Here is a 13,761-nt window from a genome sequence, read left to right as displayed (position 1 = left end):
CGCATGCCTGGTCACAGCGCCATCGAGTGGATGAGCGAGAACGGCTCTCACGAGGGTCTCTCGCGCCGTCTCAACGCGGCGCGACCTCAGTGCGATCGAGCGATTCCAGCGTCGCGGCGTTGCCGCAATAACCGTGATAGTTCTCCGCAGCGGTGCCGTCGGCGAGGTCACGGTCGCATTGCGCCTTGTGCTCGCAGAGCGAGCAGACCCGCTCCATGTCCCGCAGCAGGAGCGGCTGCACCTGACCGAGCCGCTCCTCGTTGATGCCGAGCTGCTTCAGCATCTTCGGCAGCTCGTCGGCGGAGTGGTGGCCGTGACGGACCAGCTCCTCGAGGTCGTCAGGCGCGATCCTGAGATCGTTGGCGATCCGGTCGAAATCCGAGCGATCGAGCTGCCGCAATTCGTTCAGCTCGCGGCGATGCTTCAGCCAGCCGGCAAAGGACTCGATGAGGTCCTGGACGATCGGATAAGGCCTGCTTGCGGTGCTCATGGCGAAGCTCCCTAGGGTCGTGCGATGGCAGCAAGACTAGGCACAATGATGCAGGAGCGCGTTGCGCTGGATCAAATTGGGAAGGGGGGCGCTGCCTCTCCGCTGCACCTCTCCCGCTGCGGGAGAGGGGGCGCACCACCTCCGCGGAGACTACGCAAACCGCTCCGTCGCCCAGGCATAGAGGCTGCCGTGAATCGGCTTCTCGCCGCCGCGGCCCTTGGGCGAGACGTGCAGGCCGATGATCTCGGGGTTGGTGACGAGGCCGAGATAGCTGGAGGGATCGAAGAACAGTTTCGGCTCGGCGTGCACGGCGTAGAACGATTGTTTCGGCAGCGCATTCTTCAATTCGCCGGTGCGGCGCGCCAGTGCGGTCAGCGCGGCGGGCCCATAGATCGCGACGCGAATATCGGAGAGCCGGTTGGAGCCGCCGCGCAGGCGGCGCATCATGAAGGTGATGCGGTGACGAACCGACAGCCAGTTCGGTGTCAGTTCCTCCTGCTCCATCAGCTCTTCGAACGCCGTGACGATGCCGTGCTCGGGCGGCAGGTAGATCACGGAGTTGCCGAGCTGGCGAGGCCGCTCCCAGGCGAAGTAAGGCTTTGCCGGATCGATCTCGACGGGTTTGAGCAGCAGCACGTCGGCATCGAGCCAGAGGCCGAGATTCTTCGCCATCAGCTTCATGCGGAAGAAGTCGCTGAACTGGAGCGTGGTCCAGTCGCGCCAGCTTCCGTCCGGCTGCGGCGGCCGCAATCGTTCGGAGAAAGTGTGCGGCAGGATCGCTTCGGCATCGGCGTTGTCGACGCCTGCGGGCAGGCCGGGGATGGTATCGAAGCTGTAGACCGTGACCTTGTGGCCGGCCGCGAGCTGCGAGCGCAGACAGGTCTGGCGCAACGCGTCCATCGGGCCATGCCAGAAGGTGACGATCTCGGGCAGCATGGGCGTCAGAAATTGGCTTGATCGGCTAACCCGAAGCGGATGATGTCTTCCTTCTGCTTAAGACCAATGCGTTCCAAAAATTCAATCTGATAGCGAGGCGGCACGAAATCATAAACCGCCGGCACTCTTTCAACTATGCGGTCAACATAGTTGGCCAAGTTGGCCTTTTCCTCGCTACTGCCCAACTTGGCGAGCTCGTCGTCAGTAAGTGGAACGAGGACGATACCAATTCTGTATTGCTCGGCGTAGCGATCCATTTCGTCCGGAAGTTTAACGGTCTCAAGTCTTGTCCGGAAAATGTAGTAGACCCGATTTGCAAATCGCTTGTGTGAGACGGCTTCGAATATAAATCTCCGCCAGTCTTTCTCGGACAGCTTTACTTCGGCGGAGACGATTTCTACGTCAAAGAATCCGAGCCGATCGGTTGAAGAAATTCCGACAATGTCCGGATTGCCCCATATCCCGCCGGCTTTGAGCTGAGAGATATCCTTCGCTGGAAGGTCCTTCTTTGCTTGAAGCCAGTACCGAACCAACTCGTAAAGGTGTGCCTCCCTCGGCGTCGGTACAACAACCGATGCCTCCTCTTGAGCCGGAGCCTCGAACTCTTCGTTGAACCAGTAACCGCCTCTCGGTCCGCCCGTATCTATCTTCGTCAGGATGTCGTGATTGGCGGCGTAACTAAGATAGCTGAGGATCGTGGGGTCACCGATCGTCAACGAATGGTTTTCAGTCCTGATCCGAGCAATTAGATCCTTCGCCGAAAGGGCTTTCCCTTGGCTTGCGCTGAGCGCGCGGAGAATCCTCTCCGCGGCACTCACGATCTGCAAATATGTTTGGTTTTCGCGATAGTTATAAGCCATCGCGGAATATCAGGCCCAGGCGCGTTCGTGCTTGAGCTTCTCTTCATAGGTGTCGATCGAGGTCTTCTTCTCCATCGTGAGGCCGATGTCGTCGAGACCGTTGATCAGGCAGTGCTTGCGGAACGGGTCGATCTCGAACTTGACCTTGCCGCCGTCGGGGCCGCGGATCTCCTGGTTCGGCAGGTCGATCGTCAGCGTCGCGTTGGCGCCGCGCTCGGCGTCGTCGAACAGCTTGTCGAGGTCTTCCTGGGAGACGCGGATCGGCAGAATGCCGTTCTTGAAGCAGTTGTTGTAGAAGATGTCACCGAACGAGGTCGAGATCACGCAGCGGATGCCGAAGTCGAGCAGCGCCCAGGGCGCGTGCTCGCGGCTCGAGCCGCAGCCGAAATTGTCGCCGGCCACCAGCACCTTCGTGTTGCGATAGGCGGGCTGGTTGAGGACGAAATCCGGGTTCTCGCTGCCGTCGTCCTTGTAGCGCTGCTCGGAAAAGAGCCCCTTGCCAAGCCCGGTCCGCTTGATGGTCTTGAGGTACTGCTTCGGAATGATCATGTCGGTGTCGACATTGATGATCTTCAGCGGCGCCGCGACGCCTTCCAGCGTGGTGAACTTGTCCATGGTTGCGCTTCCCGAGAGTGGTTAGGGACCGCGTATTTATCGCGATCGCACGCCGAATCCTAGGCCCAATTGGGCAGATCTCGTCTGCTGGGCGGGTCTGGTGCGACGTCGGGATTGCACCTCTCCCTTGGGAGATGTGAACCGGGACCGTCCTACCCTGCCTGAGCCTCGATCGCGGCCATATCGTCGTCCGACAGGCCGAAATGGTGGCCGATCTCGTGGATCAGGACGTGGCGTACGATATGGCCGAGGCTTTCGTCGTGCTCGGCCCAGTAGTCCAGGATCGGCCGGCGGTAGAGCCAGACCATGTTGGGCAGCCGCGCCACGTCGCCAAAGCTCTGCTGGGGCAGGCCGATGCCCTGGAACAGGCCGAGCAGGTCGAACTCGCTTTCGCATTCCATCTCGTCGAGCACCTCCTCGGTCGGGAAGTCGTCGACGCGGATGATCAGGCCTTCGCAGAGCTTTCGAAACTCCGCCGGCAGGCGCTCGAAAATGTCGTGCGCCGTCATTTCCATCTCGGCCAGCGAGGGCGCTTTCAGGTCCGTCCACATCCGCCTCTCTTACCGCGGGTTCCGCGGCGATGCATCCGGCTTTATGGGACCGGGCGAAGAGTTGACGTCGCGCGCGAAAACGAGGAGCGTACGGCGCCTCAAGGGGTTGGCTGAGCTGGGTGGTGTGAAATGCGGGCAGGAACAGCGGGACTGGTTCTACTGTGCATGGGGTTGTTTTCGCAGTTTGGCGAGAGTGGTGCCCAAGCGCAGACGGTTGGCACGGAAGTCCGTGTGGCCCAGGCCGCCTCACCCGACGACATCCCGCCGCCGCGCAGGCGGCCCCAGACGCGCCTGCGCGTCACGCCCTACTACACTCCAGACGGCGTTTATCCACGCTACAATCCGGGCCCCGATGCGGTCCGCGAATGCAGCGTCGCCTATGTGCAGGAACACAGGCCCAGCGGCACCGTGATCACGCCGCATATGAGCTGTTACTGGCGCCGCGGCTGAGATCGTCATGGCGAGATGGATCGCACTGGCCGTTGCCGTCGGGCTTGCTGCGAGCCTGTCTCAGGCTTCCGCCGCGCAGAGGCTGACGAAGCTGCCGGACGCATCCGCCGGGCGCGCATTGTTCGATGGGCGACGGCATGCGCGATACGACATCACGCGATACACGCCGCGCCCTGATCCGCATTATTACGCGCGGCCCGTTTACTACCGTCCCTATCCCTACGGTGTGCCCGCGCCGTTCGTCATCGGCTACGGGCCGTTCTGGTGACGCGAGCAACTCGCTCGTTCATGGCGCGTTCACGTCCCTGTCCTTAAGTTTAATCTCGGGAGCGACTGCAATTGGACAGCGATGGCGCGAGACCGCTGCGCCGCAATTTTCGCTGTCCACATTCAGGGAGACATTCCATGTTGAGGAGATTGGGCCCAGCGACCAGTTCGCTGCGCTTGCTCGGGCTTGCCGCATTTGCAGTTCTGATGTTGTCGTCGGGGACCGCGCGTCGCGCTGAAGCGATGACGCCGATCAATCCGACCGCGCTGCCCGCGGCGAAGGCTGCAAGCGATGACATGATGATCCAGGTCCGCCACGGCGGCGGCGGTGGTGGGCATGGTGGCGGCGGACATTTCGGCGGCTTCCACGGTGGCGGTGGTCACTTCGGTGGTTTCCACGGCGGCGGCTTCCGCGCCGCGCCGGCCTTCCATGGCGGCGGGATGCGCTACGGCGGCATCCATTATGGCGGCTATCATCGTCATTGGGGCGGCGGCTACTATCGGCCGTATTACGGCTATCGCCACTTCCACCGGCGCCATTACTACGGCGGCTACTATCCCTATTACCACTATCCGCGCCGCTGCCGGATCGTCTGGACCTATTACGGCCCGCGCCGCATCTGCCGCTGGCATCGTTGGCACCGCTGGCACTATCCGTACCGCTATTGGTGAGTGCGGTCGAAATGAAAGGGCGCCTCGGGCGCCCTTTGTTTCTAGAGCCAGCCCTTCACATTCCACGAGGTCGCCTTCCACCGCATCAGCGTCTCGATCTTCCATTTCCTGAACATGGCCGGCGGCCAGCGGCTGAGCTTCGAGGCCTCCTCGGCTTCGGGCTTGGCGACGATCGGCAAGCGCGTCGCGCGCCGCCGGTGCTGGCGGGTCGCATCGCCGATCAGGTCGACATATTCAGGCTTGTTGGCCATGGCTCTCGTCCCCGCGGAAACCGTCGCGAGGACGAGAGTGTGGGCGAAGCCGCTTAACGGCCGTTTGCCGCGATCACTACAATTGCAGGGAGTGGCTCAGCGCCAATCCCGGACGTCGACGAAGTGACCCGCGATCGCGGCTGCCGCCGCCATCGCCGGCGACACCAGATGCGTGCGGCCCTTGAAGCCCTGGCGTCCCTCGAAATTGCGGTTCGAGGTCGAAGCGCAGCGCTCTTCCGGCTTCAGCTTGTCCGGGTTCATCGCGAGGCACATCGAGCAACCGGGCTCGCGCCATTCGAAGCCGGCCTTGATGAAGATCTTGTCGAGACCCTCGGCTTCCGCCTGCTCCTTCACGATGCCGGAGCCCGGCACGACCATGGCGTTGACGCTGCCTGCGACCTGCTTGCCTTCCGCGATCTTCGCGGCGGCGCGCAAATCTTCGATGCGGCCGTTGGTGCAGGAGCCGATGAAGACGCGATCGAGCTTGATGTCGGTGATCTTCGTTCCCGCCGTCAGGCCCATATATTTCAGCGCGCGATGCTTGGAGAGACGCTTGGCCTCATCCGCGATCTTGTCGGGGTCGGGCACGATGCCGGTGATCGAGATGACGTCCTCGGGGCTCGTGCCCCAGGTCACGATCGGGGGCAGTTTTGCCGCATCGAGGCGCAGCTCGTGGTCGAAATGCGCGCCTTCGTCGGAACGCAAGCCCTCCCAGTAGCGCATCGCCGCGTCCCAGGCCGCGCCCTTCGGCGACTTCGGACGGTCACGCAGGAAGTCGTAGGCCTTCTGGTCGGGTGCAACGAGGCCGGCGCGAGCGCCGCCTTCGATCGACATGTTGCAGACCGTCATGCGGCCTTCCATGCTGAGCGAACGGATCGCATCGCCGGCGTATTCCAGCACGTAGCCGGTGCCGCCGGCCGTGCCGATCTCGCCGATGATGGCCAAGATAATATCCTTGCCCGTCACGCCTTCAGGCAGCTTGCCGTCGACGGTGACGCGCATGTTCTTCGCCTTCTTCTGGATCAGCGTCTGCGTCGCCAGAACGTGCTCGACTTCCGAAGTGCCGATGCCGTGCGCGAGCGCGCCGAACGCGCCATGCGTCGAGGTGTGGCTGTCACCGCAGACGATGGTGGTGCCGGGCAGCGTAAATCCCTGCTCGGGGCCGATGACGTGGACGATGCCCTGGCGCTTGTCGAACTCGTTGTAATATTCGATGCCGAATTCCTTGGCGTTCTCGGCCAGCGCCTTGATCTGCTCGATGCTCTCCGGATCCGGGTTCGGCTTGGTGCGGTCGGTGGTCGGCACGTTGTGGTCGACGACGGCGAGCGTCTTCTCGGGTGCGTGCACCTTGCGCCCCGTCGCGCGCAGGCCTTCGAACGCCTGCGGCGAGGTCACCTCGTGCACCAGGTGACGGTCGATATAGAGCAGGCAGGTGCCGTCCTCGGCTTCGTGCACCAGATGGTCGTTCCAGATCTTGTCGTACAGGGTGGTCGGCTTGGACATGAGCTTGAGCTCCGAAGGAATGTGTGAAGCAGTTGAGCGCGGCTCGCGCGCGGGCAACAAAATCGTCAACGCAGCTTTTAGGCTGCGCGCGTAAGCTCTGACGTTGCCGAGGTCGCGAAACGTCCGAAGAACCGGCCAGGCAGCCGCGAGCGATCGTCGATGACGATGCGCTGAGGGCTTACGAAGCTGGTCGGATCTGGAAACATTCCAGGAATATATAGCAGGCCGATTTGGAAGCGCGAGTGGTTTGACGCGCACGGCTGACGCAACAAAAAAGCGCGGGGTTTTGCCCCGCGCTCTCGAAAACTCGTCTGGTCGCGAAGCTTACTCGTTGACGGCCTTGGCGTGCTCGGTCTTCTCGACGATGCGGGCCGACTTGCCGCGAAGGTTGCGGAGGTAATAGAGCTTGGCGCGACGCACCTTGCCGCGGCGCACCACCTTGATCGAGTCGATCATCGGCGACATCACCGGGAACACGCGCTCGACGCCTTCGCCGTAGGAGATCTTGCGGACGGTGAAGCTCTCGTTGAGGCCACCGCCGGAACGGCCGATGCAAACGCCTTCATAGGCCTGGACGCGGGTGCGGTCGCCTTCGACGACCTTCACGTTGACGATCACGGTGTCGCCGGGACCGAATTCCGGAATGTCCTTGCCGGCGGACAGCTTGTCGAATTGCTCTTGCTCGAGCTGCTTGATCAGGTTCATGGGTAAATCTCCATCGGCGCGCCCAGCCTTGGAAACGGGGGCTGCGCGAAATTCGTTTATCCAGCCATTGCGGATGTGGGCGCTCCTATAAGGCAAGCCGGAGCGTTTGTCACCCGTCTGTCTTGTTTTTTGGCGTTTTTTGGCGTCCGGGCCGATTCGGGGTTTTCGGCGGGATTTGCGCCCATAAATCAGGTCGCCGGGCCGCCGTCAGGGCCTCGGATTGCTCTCGCCGCCAGCTGGCGACCTTGGCGTGGTCGCCCGAGGTCAGGATCTCCGGGATCGGAGCCCCCTCGAACAGTTGCGGGCGGGTGTATTGGGGGTATTCGAGCAGGCCGTCCGAGAAGCTTTCCTCGGTTCCCGAAGCTTCCTTGCCCATCACGCCGGGCAGCAGCCGGACGCAGGCGTCGATCAGCGCCAAGGCTGCGATTTCACCCCCCGAGAGCACGTAGTCGCCGATCGAGACCTCCTCCAGGCCGCGGCCATCTATCACCCGCTGGTCGATGCCCTCGAACCGACCGCAGACGACCAGCGGGCCGGGGCCCTGGGCCAGCTTCGCTACGCGGGCCTGGGTCAATGGCCGACCGCGAGGGCTCATCAGCAGGCGAGGGCGGTCCGGTGCGATCTCAGCGGCGTCGATGGCGGCCGCTAGGACGTCGGCTCGCAGCACCATGCCCGGGCCGCCCCCGGCCGGGGTGTCGTCGACGCTGCGGTGGCGGTCGGTGGCGGAGGCCCGGATGTCGCGCGCCTCGATCTGCCAGAGGCCGGAGGCCAGCGCGCGGCCGGCGAGGCTCACACCGAGCGGCCCCGGAAACATCTCCGGAAACAGCGTCAGCACTGTTGCACGCCAGGGTGAGGGATTGGTCATGTCAGTCAGCTTAGCCAAAAACCACGGCCCGTGGTTACGGGTCGCCGCCTTCGCGGGGACGGCTCATGGAGGGCTCGTCACCCTCGATCTCCTGCGGCAGCGCGATCACGACGCGGCCGCCCTTGAGGTCGACCTCCGGCACCCCCGCGTTGGTGAACGGCAGCAGCATCGTCGCGCCCTTGAGCGGCGCGATCTCGATGATGTCGCCGGCGCCGAAATTATGGATCGCAAGCACGCGGCCGAGTTCGTCGCCATCCGTGGTGACGGCGGCGAGCCCGATCAGATCGGCGTGGTAATATTCGTCCTCATCGGTCGCGGGCAGCTTTTCGCGCGCGACGTAGAGTTCGATGCCGTTGAGGCGCTCCGCCTCATCGCGGGTCGCGATGCCCTTGAACGTCGCGACCAGATGGTCCCTGGCTTCGCGGACCTGCGCCAGTTCGAACTGGCGCCTGCCGTCCTTGGAGAGAAGCGGCCCGTAGCGCTTCACGGCAAATGGATCTTCGGTGAAGGTCCACAACTTGACCGCGCCGCGTACTCCATGCGCGGCGCCGATCCGCGCGACGCAGATCAGCGCCGACATGGCCTAGCCTCAGCCCTTCGCGGCGGCTTCGGCCTGCGCCTTGCGCTCCTTGCGCGGCACGGCCTTCTCGGGATTGTTGCGCGCTTCACGCTTCTTGACGCCGGCGGCATCGAGGAAGCGCATCACGCGGTCCGACGGCTGCGCACCCTTGGCGAGCCAGGCCTTGACCTTGTCCATGTCGAGCTTCAGGCGGGTTTCGTTGTCCTTCGGCAGCAGCGGATTGAAATAGCCGAGACGCTCGATGAAGCGGCCATCGCGGGGAAAACGCGAGTCGGCGACGACGACGTGATAGACGGGACGCTTCTTGGTGCCTGCGCGGGAGAGGCGGATAACGACGGACATTCAGTTCTCCTTGAAAGTGTGGTTTGCAAAGTACGTTTGTTCGGTTGATTGGTATTTCGCGCCGCGCGGGACAACTTACGGCCCTCGCGACGATTTCCTCATTTCTTCTTGCCCGGGAAACCGCCGAGACCCGGCAGCGTCGGCTTGCCGCTCAGCCCGGTCAGTCCGGGCAGGTTCGGCAGGCCGGTGCGAAGGCCAGGCGGCAAATCCTTCGGCAGGCTCGGCAGACCCTGTCCGCCGCCGCTCTGCATCTTCTCCTGCAGCGCCTTCATCTCTTCGGGAGACGGCATCTTCATGCCGCCGCCAAAGCCCATCGCCTGCGCGATGCCGGCGAGCGGGCCGCGCTTGCCCGAGCCCATGGCCTTCATCACGTCGGCCATGTTCCGGTGCATCTTGAGCAGCTTGTTGACCTGCTCGACGCTCTGGCCGGAGCCAGCGGCGATGCGCTTCTTGCGGCTGGCCTTGAGCAGATCGGGATGACGGCGCTCCTCGCGCGTCATGGAATCGATCACCGCGACCTGGCGCTTCAGGATCTTGTCGTCGATGCCGGCGGCCGCGATCTGGTTCTTCATCTTGGCGATGCCGGGCATCATGCCCATCAACCCGCTGATGCCGCCCATGTTCGCCATCTGCAGCAGCTGCTCGCGCATGTCGTTGAGGTCGAACTGACCCTTGCGCATGCGCTCGGCGGTGCGCGCGGCCTTCTCGGCGTCGATGTTGGCGGCAGCGCGTTCGACCAGCGACACGACGTCGCCCATGCCGAGGATGCGGCCGGCGATACGATCAGGGTGGAAATCTTCCAGCGCATCGGTCTTTTCACCGGTGCCGATCAGCTTGATCGGCTTGCCGGTGACCGCGCGCATCGACAGCGCGGCGCCGCCGCGACCGTCGCCGTCGACGCGGGTCAGCACGATGCCGGTGAGGCCAACGCGCTGGTCGAACGAGCGCGCCAGATTCACGGCGTCCTGGCCGGTGAGGCTATCCGCAACCAGCAGCACTTCATGCGGATTGGCTGCGGCTTTGATCGCAGCCGCTTCCGCCATCATCTCTTCGTCGAGCGTGGTGCGGCCGGCGGTGTCGAGCAGCACGATGTCGTAGCCGCCGAGCTTGCCGGCCTCCAGCGCGCGCTTCGCAATCTGCGGCGGCTGCTGTCCCGCGACGATCGGCAGCGTCGGAATGTCGAGATCGCGGCCGAGCACCGCGAGCTGCTCCATCGCCGCCGGGCGATAGACGTCGAGTGAGGCCATCAGCACCTTGCGCTTGTCGCGCTGGACCAGGCGCCGGGCGAGCTTGGCGGTGGTGGTCGTCTTACCCGAGCCCTGCAGGCCGACCATCATGATCGGCACCGGCGGCACGGAATTGACGTCGATGGTCTGGCTTTCGGCGCCGAGCGTGTTGATCAGCTCGTCATGGACGATCTTGACCACCATCTGGCCTGGCGTGACCGACTTGACGACGGTGGCGCCGATCGCCTGCTCGCGGACGCGCTCGGTGAAGCTGCGTACGACTTCGAGCGCGACGTCTGCCTCGAGCAGCGCGCGGCGCACCTCGCGCATCGCGGCATCGACGTCCTTTTCGGTCAGCGCACCGCGCCCCGTCAGACGATCGAGAATGCCACCAAGCCGTTCCGACAGATTGTCGAACAATGCCGTTGTCCTTGTCCTGCTCGCCAGAATGGCGATCTTCCAAACACCTTTGCGCCCGAGGGCGCATCGCGCTGTCGGGCGTTGACCTCTGGCCTCAAGGGCCAGTCGGCGGGTCGAAAAGAAAGCCTTTCCGAGAAAGTCGCGGGGTTAAACGCCGCTCACGCCCAAAAGTCAAGGAAAGTTAGGCGCGCAGGACGCCCTTGCCAGGGTAAGGCCTTGAAAGCAGGGCATTTCCGGCCACGGGTTCCTTTTTCGGCGGCTCCGCCCATATAGCGGTGATGACTTACCATCCCAATCATCCCTAGAAGCCTGCCCCGCGCTGATCACCCGTCGCCGCTGTTCGGACTGCTTGCCGGGGCTGGCGCGCTGGTCGGCGTTCCCCTCTGGATATCCCGCATGAAAACCTATGACGGCCCGGTCTCCGACCATTTCGATGGTCTGAACTTCTTCGATCCGGACGGCGTGCCGCCGAAATCCCTTGGCGAGGTGCTGCGCTGGCAGTTCGGCGGCGGGCGGGAGCGAACGAAATGGCCGGATTGGGCCCCGAGCCCCCACGCCGACACCCCGCCGGAGCGTGTCGACGGCGGCAAGGTGCGACTCTCCTTCGTCGGTCACGCCAGCTGGCTGATCCAGACCGGCGGCCTCAACATCCTCGTCGATCCCGTCTGGTCGATGCGGGTCTCGCCGGTCAGTTTTGTCGGGCCGAAGCGGCACAACGATCCCGGCATCGCCTTTGACGAGCTGCCGAAGATCGACATCGTGCTGGTGTCGCACGGTCACTACGATCATCTCGACATCGCGACGCTGTCGCGGCTCGCCAAGAATTTCGCGCCGCGCGTGGTCACCCCGCTCGGCAATGATGTGACGATGCGGAGCTACGATTCGACGATCAAGGCTGAGGCGTTCGACTGGCACGAGCGCGTCGAGCTCGGCAACGGCATCGCCGCGACGCTGGTGCCGACACGGCACTGGACCGCGCGCGGCATGTTCGATCGCAACAGGGCGCTGTGGGCGAGCTTCGTGCTGGAGACGCCGGCCGGGAAAATCTACGTCGTCTGCGATTCCGGCTATGGCGACGGCAGGCATTTTCGCCGCGTCGCCGAGCGGCACGGGAAGCTGCGTCTTGCGATCCTGCCGATCGGCGCCTACGAGCCGCGCTGGTTCATGCGCGACCAGCACATGAACCCGGAGGACGCGGTGAAGGCGTTCGCCGATTGCGGCGCGGAGCAGGCGCTCGGCCATCATCACGGCACGTTCCAGCTGACGGACGAGGCGATCGACGCACCGGCCAAGGCGCTGGTGGAAGCGCTCGACGCTGCGAAGATTCCGCAGGAGCGGTTCGTGGCGATGAAGCCAGGGCAGGTGATGGAGATTTAGTAGTCTCTGCACATACAGCTCGCGCCCCGGACGCAGCGCGGCGGGACACGAGAGCTACTGCTCTTTCGGCTTGATCGACCAGCTCACGTTCACCGTTACCGCCAGCGTTTCCTCACCCGGCGCAACGGCAGCAGGCGCGGCCATCGGGGCTGCGGCCATGCGGCCCTTGAACAGCGGCATTGGAGCGCCGCCCTCGGACACACTGAGCGGCGCGCCCAGCGTGACGCCGGTGGCCTTGGCGTAGATCTCCGCTTTGCGGCGCGCATCGGCGACCGCCTGCTCGCGGGCATCGTCGAGCAGCTTTGAGGCCTGCGTCACCTCGAACGAGATGTTGCCGATGTCGTTCGCGCCGGCGCTGACCAGCGTGTCGATGATGCCGGCGACCTTGGTCACGTCGCGGATCTTGACGGTGACGCGATTGGAGGCGCGGAAGCCGACCACGGGCGAGGCGCCGGTCGAGCGGTTCGGCGCATATTGCGGCTGCAGCGACAGGCGCGAGGTCTGATAATCCTTCTCCGGGATGCCGGCGCCCTTCAGCGCCAGCAGCACCTTGCCCATCGCAGCGTTGTTGGCGTCGGAAGCTTCCTTCGCCGACTTGGCGTCGTTGGCGACGCCGGCATCGATCTGCGCGAGGTCGGGCGCGGCCGAGACGGTCGCCTCGCCACTGACGGTGATGGCGGACGGGAAATCATCGGCGAATGCGGGCGATGCCAGCAGCGCGGCGGCGAAGATGGTGGCGAGGGTGGCAGGCTTAATCATCGGTCTCACTTCAGCGGCACGAATACGTTGATCACGAGCTTGTCCTCGGCCGTCTTGAGGGGGTCGGTGAGGTACTCCTCGATGAAGGTGTCCTTGGCTTCCAGCTTCTTGTCGTCGAGGTGATTGGTGATCGCCTCATAGGTGTTGTCCATGTTGTCGTAGGAGCCGCGATGGACGAATTTCAGCGCCTTGCCCTCCGGCGATTTTCCGATGCTCATGTCCTTGGTCAGGTTCTTGGGGTCCTGATCGACCGGGATCTCGGCGAGGAAGGTGAAGCCGGTGTCGTCAGTCGAGGTGTAGACGATCATCGCATTGCCGGCGTGCTTGATGCCCTGCTTGTCCAGCAGCGCGTTCAGCGTCTTGAAGGCGTCGACCAGGGTGTCGAAGGCCGAGTCCCAATTGGCGGTGCCCTTGACCATCACGACCTTCTTGGCCTCGAGCGTGATCTCCTGGCCAAAGGGATCGGCGGTCTGCACCGGGGCCGGAGTGGCAGCCGCTGCGGGCGGCGGTGCTGCGGGGCTTGGTGAGGCGCTGGCCGCAGGGGAAGGCAACGGAGACGGCGTTGCCGCCGGCGCGGGCGAAGCACTTGCGGCCGGGGACGGCGAGGCCGACGGGGACGGTGAGGGGCTTGCCGAGGCGGCCGGCGCCGGGCTCGGGGTCTGCGCGAGGGCGCCGGACAGGCCAAGCGACAAGGCCGCTGCCGGGATCAGCGCGGCCAGAGCAAGACGACGAAACCCAATCATTCCATTCTCCCCAAGGCTTTGGCTCCCAAAGCCCAAATCCGGTCGCGCATCCCTGATCGCGCGAACCGCGCGGTTCTAACACGCGGGCGCCAAATTCGTCCCATGACAGATGCGTCATGGCAGTTCATCATGGCCGTCCGCTCTGGCTG

Annotated in this window: 18 protein-coding genes; 4 read left to right on the top strand and 14 right to left on the bottom strand. The window is 64.1% G+C overall.

Features of this window, described 5'->3' with window-relative positions; genetic code table 11:
• Positions 1 to 70 precede the first annotated feature (70 nt).
• The 5 genes from QY049_RS23345 to QY049_RS23325 form a co-directional block, all read right to left on the bottom strand.
• Positions 71 to 490, bottom strand: coding sequence for a DUF6455 family protein (locus tag QY049_RS23345; RefSeq protein WP_194478910.1), 420 nt, complete (start codon positions 488 to 490; stop codon positions 71 to 73).
• A 150-nt stretch (positions 491 to 640) separates the two neighbouring features.
• A complete protein-coding gene (locus tag QY049_RS23340) occupies positions 641 to 1,426 on the bottom strand; it encodes a capsular polysaccharide synthesis protein (protein ID WP_258764532.1) in 786 nt (261 codons plus the stop codon).
• Positions 1,427 to 1,431: 5 nt separating this feature from the next.
• Positions 1,432 to 2,286, bottom strand: a complete 855-nt coding sequence (locus tag QY049_RS23335; protein WP_258764533.1) for a DUF1825 family protein — start codon at positions 2,284 to 2,286, stop codon at positions 1,432 to 1,434.
• A gap of 9 nt (positions 2,287 to 2,295) precedes the next feature.
• Positions 2,296 to 2,901 (bottom strand): 3-isopropylmalate dehydratase small subunit, encoded by a 606-nt coding sequence (gene leuD / locus QY049_RS23330; protein ID WP_194478912.1) that lies wholly within the window; start codon positions 2,899 to 2,901, stop codon positions 2,296 to 2,298.
• A gap of 152 nt (positions 2,902 to 3,053) precedes the next feature.
• Entirely contained in the window at positions 3,054 to 3,452 is a 399-nt protein-coding gene (locus tag QY049_RS23325) for a metallopeptidase family protein (RefSeq protein WP_194478913.1), read from the bottom strand.
• Between the two features lie 165 nt (positions 3,453 to 3,617).
• On the opposite strand from QY049_RS23325, the gene QY049_RS23320 reads away from it, so the two are divergent.
• The 3 genes from QY049_RS23320 (at position 3,618) to QY049_RS23310 (ending at position 4,841) form a co-directional block, all read left to right on the top strand.
• Complete coding sequence (locus QY049_RS23320) at positions 3,618 to 3,902, top strand: hypothetical protein (RefSeq protein ID WP_258764534.1); 285 nt, start codon at positions 3,618 to 3,620, stop codon at positions 3,900 to 3,902.
• Positions 3,903 to 3,909: 7 nt separating this feature from the next.
• Complete coding sequence (locus tag QY049_RS23315; RefSeq protein WP_258764535.1) at positions 3,910 to 4,170, top strand: hypothetical protein; 261 nt, start codon at positions 3,910 to 3,912, stop codon at positions 4,168 to 4,170.
• Positions 4,171 to 4,307: 137 nt separating this feature from the next.
• Positions 4,308 to 4,841 (top strand): hypothetical protein, encoded by a 534-nt coding sequence (locus QY049_RS23310; protein ID WP_258764536.1) that lies wholly within the window; start codon positions 4,308 to 4,310, stop codon positions 4,839 to 4,841.
• A gap of 41 nt (positions 4,842 to 4,882) precedes the next feature.
• On the opposite strand, the gene QY049_RS23305 is transcribed toward QY049_RS23310, so the two are convergent.
• The 7 genes from QY049_RS23305 to ffh form a co-directional block, all read right to left on the bottom strand.
• Entirely contained in the window at positions 4,883 to 5,092 is a 210-nt protein-coding gene (locus QY049_RS23305; RefSeq protein WP_258764537.1) for a hypothetical protein, read from the bottom strand.
• Between the two features lie 96 nt (positions 5,093 to 5,188).
• Positions 5,189 to 6,595 (bottom strand): 3-isopropylmalate dehydratase large subunit, encoded by a 1,407-nt coding sequence (gene leuC, locus QY049_RS23300; RefSeq protein WP_194478918.1) that lies wholly within the window; start codon positions 6,593 to 6,595, stop codon positions 5,189 to 5,191.
• A 324-nt stretch (positions 6,596 to 6,919) separates the two neighbouring features.
• On the bottom strand, positions 6,920 to 7,300 hold the full coding sequence (gene rplS / locus QY049_RS23295) for a 50S ribosomal protein L19 (RefSeq protein ID WP_092233923.1): 381 nt from the start codon (positions 7,298 to 7,300) through the stop codon (positions 6,920 to 6,922).
• Between the two features lie 109 nt (positions 7,301 to 7,409).
• Positions 7,410 to 8,165: a tRNA (guanosine(37)-N1)-methyltransferase TrmD gene (trmD, locus tag QY049_RS23290; protein ID WP_258764538.1), complete on the bottom strand. Its 756-nt coding sequence runs from the start codon at positions 8,163 to 8,165 to the stop codon at positions 7,410 to 7,412.
• Between the two features lie 34 nt (positions 8,166 to 8,199).
• A complete protein-coding gene (gene rimM, locus QY049_RS23285) occupies positions 8,200 to 8,745 on the bottom strand; it encodes a ribosome maturation factor RimM (RefSeq protein WP_301269968.1) in 546 nt (181 codons plus the stop codon).
• Positions 8,746 to 8,754: 9 nt separating this feature from the next.
• Positions 8,755 to 9,087 (bottom strand): 30S ribosomal protein S16, encoded by a 333-nt coding sequence (gene rpsP, locus QY049_RS23280; RefSeq protein WP_194478921.1) that lies wholly within the window; start codon positions 9,085 to 9,087, stop codon positions 8,755 to 8,757.
• Positions 9,088 to 9,185: 98 nt separating this feature from the next.
• On the bottom strand, positions 9,186 to 10,733 hold the full coding sequence (ffh, locus tag QY049_RS23275; RefSeq protein WP_194478922.1) for a signal recognition particle protein: 1,548 nt from the start codon (positions 10,731 to 10,733) through the stop codon (positions 9,186 to 9,188).
• Positions 10,734 to 11,129: 396 nt separating this feature from the next.
• Between ffh and QY049_RS23270 the strand changes: the two genes are divergently transcribed.
• Entirely contained in the window at positions 11,130 to 12,110 is a 981-nt protein-coding gene (locus tag QY049_RS23270) for an MBL fold metallo-hydrolase (RefSeq protein ID WP_258764539.1), read from the top strand.
• A 54-nt stretch (positions 12,111 to 12,164) separates the two neighbouring features.
• On the opposite strand, the gene QY049_RS23265 is transcribed toward QY049_RS23270, so the two are convergent.
• Together QY049_RS23265 and QY049_RS23260 are read right to left on the bottom strand one after the other, a co-directional pair.
• Entirely contained in the window at positions 12,165 to 12,869 is a 705-nt protein-coding gene (locus tag QY049_RS23265) for an SIMPL domain-containing protein (RefSeq protein WP_258764540.1), read from the bottom strand.
• Positions 12,870 to 12,874: 5 nt separating this feature from the next.
• Complete coding sequence (locus tag QY049_RS23260; RefSeq protein WP_258764541.1) at positions 12,875 to 13,612, bottom strand: GyrI-like domain-containing protein; 738 nt, start codon at positions 13,610 to 13,612, stop codon at positions 12,875 to 12,877.
• Positions 13,613 to 13,761: the final 149 nt, after the last annotated feature.

It is taken from the genome of Bradyrhizobium sp. WYCCWR 13022 (genome assembly GCF_030435535.1).
Lineage (GTDB): Bacteria > Pseudomonadota > Alphaproteobacteria > Rhizobiales > Xanthobacteraceae > Bradyrhizobium.
The sequence above is the reverse complement of the archived record's forward strand: the minus strand, read 5'-3'. Positions and strand labels throughout refer to the sequence as shown.

Excerpts from the sequence above, each read along its gene's own strand:
- rimM (WP_301269968.1), bottom strand. The coding sequence starts at position 8,745 with ATGTCGGCGCTGATCTGCGTCGCGCGGATCGGCGCCGCGCATGGAGTA.
- QY049_RS23260 (WP_258764541.1), bottom strand. The coding sequence starts at position 13,612 with ATGATTGGGTTTCGTCGTCTTGCTCTGGCCGCGCTGATCCCGGCAGCG.
- trmD (WP_258764538.1), bottom strand. The coding sequence starts at position 8,165 with ATGACCAATCCCTCACCCTGGCGTGCAACAGTGCTGACGCTGTTTCCG.
- QY049_RS23345 (WP_194478910.1), bottom strand. The coding sequence starts at position 490 with ATGAGCACCGCAAGCAGGCCTTATCCGATCGTCCAGGACCTCATCGAG.
- QY049_RS23335 (WP_258764533.1), bottom strand. The coding sequence starts at position 2,286 with ATGGCTTATAACTATCGCGAAAACCAAACATATTTGCAGATCGTGAGT.
- rpsP (WP_194478921.1), bottom strand. The coding sequence starts at position 9,087 with ATGTCCGTCGTTATCCGCCTCTCCCGCGCAGGCACCAAGAAGCGTCCC.
- QY049_RS23305 (WP_258764537.1), bottom strand. The coding sequence starts at position 5,092 with ATGGCCAACAAGCCTGAATATGTCGACCTGATCGGCGATGCGACCCGC.
- QY049_RS23340 (WP_258764532.1), bottom strand. The coding sequence starts at position 1,426 with ATGCTGCCCGAGATCGTCACCTTCTGGCATGGCCCGATGGACGCGTTG.
- QY049_RS23265 (WP_258764540.1), bottom strand. The coding sequence starts at position 12,869 with ATGATTAAGCCTGCCACCCTCGCCACCATCTTCGCCGCCGCGCTGCTG.
- QY049_RS23270 (WP_258764539.1), top strand. The coding sequence starts at position 11,130 with ATGAAAACCTATGACGGCCCGGTCTCCGACCATTTCGATGGTCTGAAC.
- QY049_RS23325 (WP_194478913.1), bottom strand. The coding sequence starts at position 3,452 with ATGTGGACGGACCTGAAAGCGCCCTCGCTGGCCGAGATGGAAATGACG.
- rplS (WP_092233923.1), bottom strand. The coding sequence starts at position 7,300 with ATGAACCTGATCAAGCAGCTCGAGCAAGAGCAATTCGACAAGCTGTCC.
- leuD (WP_194478912.1), bottom strand. The coding sequence starts at position 2,901 with ATGGACAAGTTCACCACGCTGGAAGGCGTCGCGGCGCCGCTGAAGATC.
- QY049_RS23315 (WP_258764535.1), top strand. The coding sequence starts at position 3,910 with ATGGCGAGATGGATCGCACTGGCCGTTGCCGTCGGGCTTGCTGCGAGC.
- QY049_RS23320 (WP_258764534.1), top strand. The coding sequence starts at position 3,618 with ATGGGGTTGTTTTCGCAGTTTGGCGAGAGTGGTGCCCAAGCGCAGACG.
- QY049_RS23310 (WP_258764536.1), top strand. The coding sequence starts at position 4,308 with ATGTTGAGGAGATTGGGCCCAGCGACCAGTTCGCTGCGCTTGCTCGGG.
- leuC (WP_194478918.1), bottom strand. The coding sequence starts at position 6,595 with ATGTCCAAGCCGACCACCCTGTACGACAAGATCTGGAACGACCATCTG.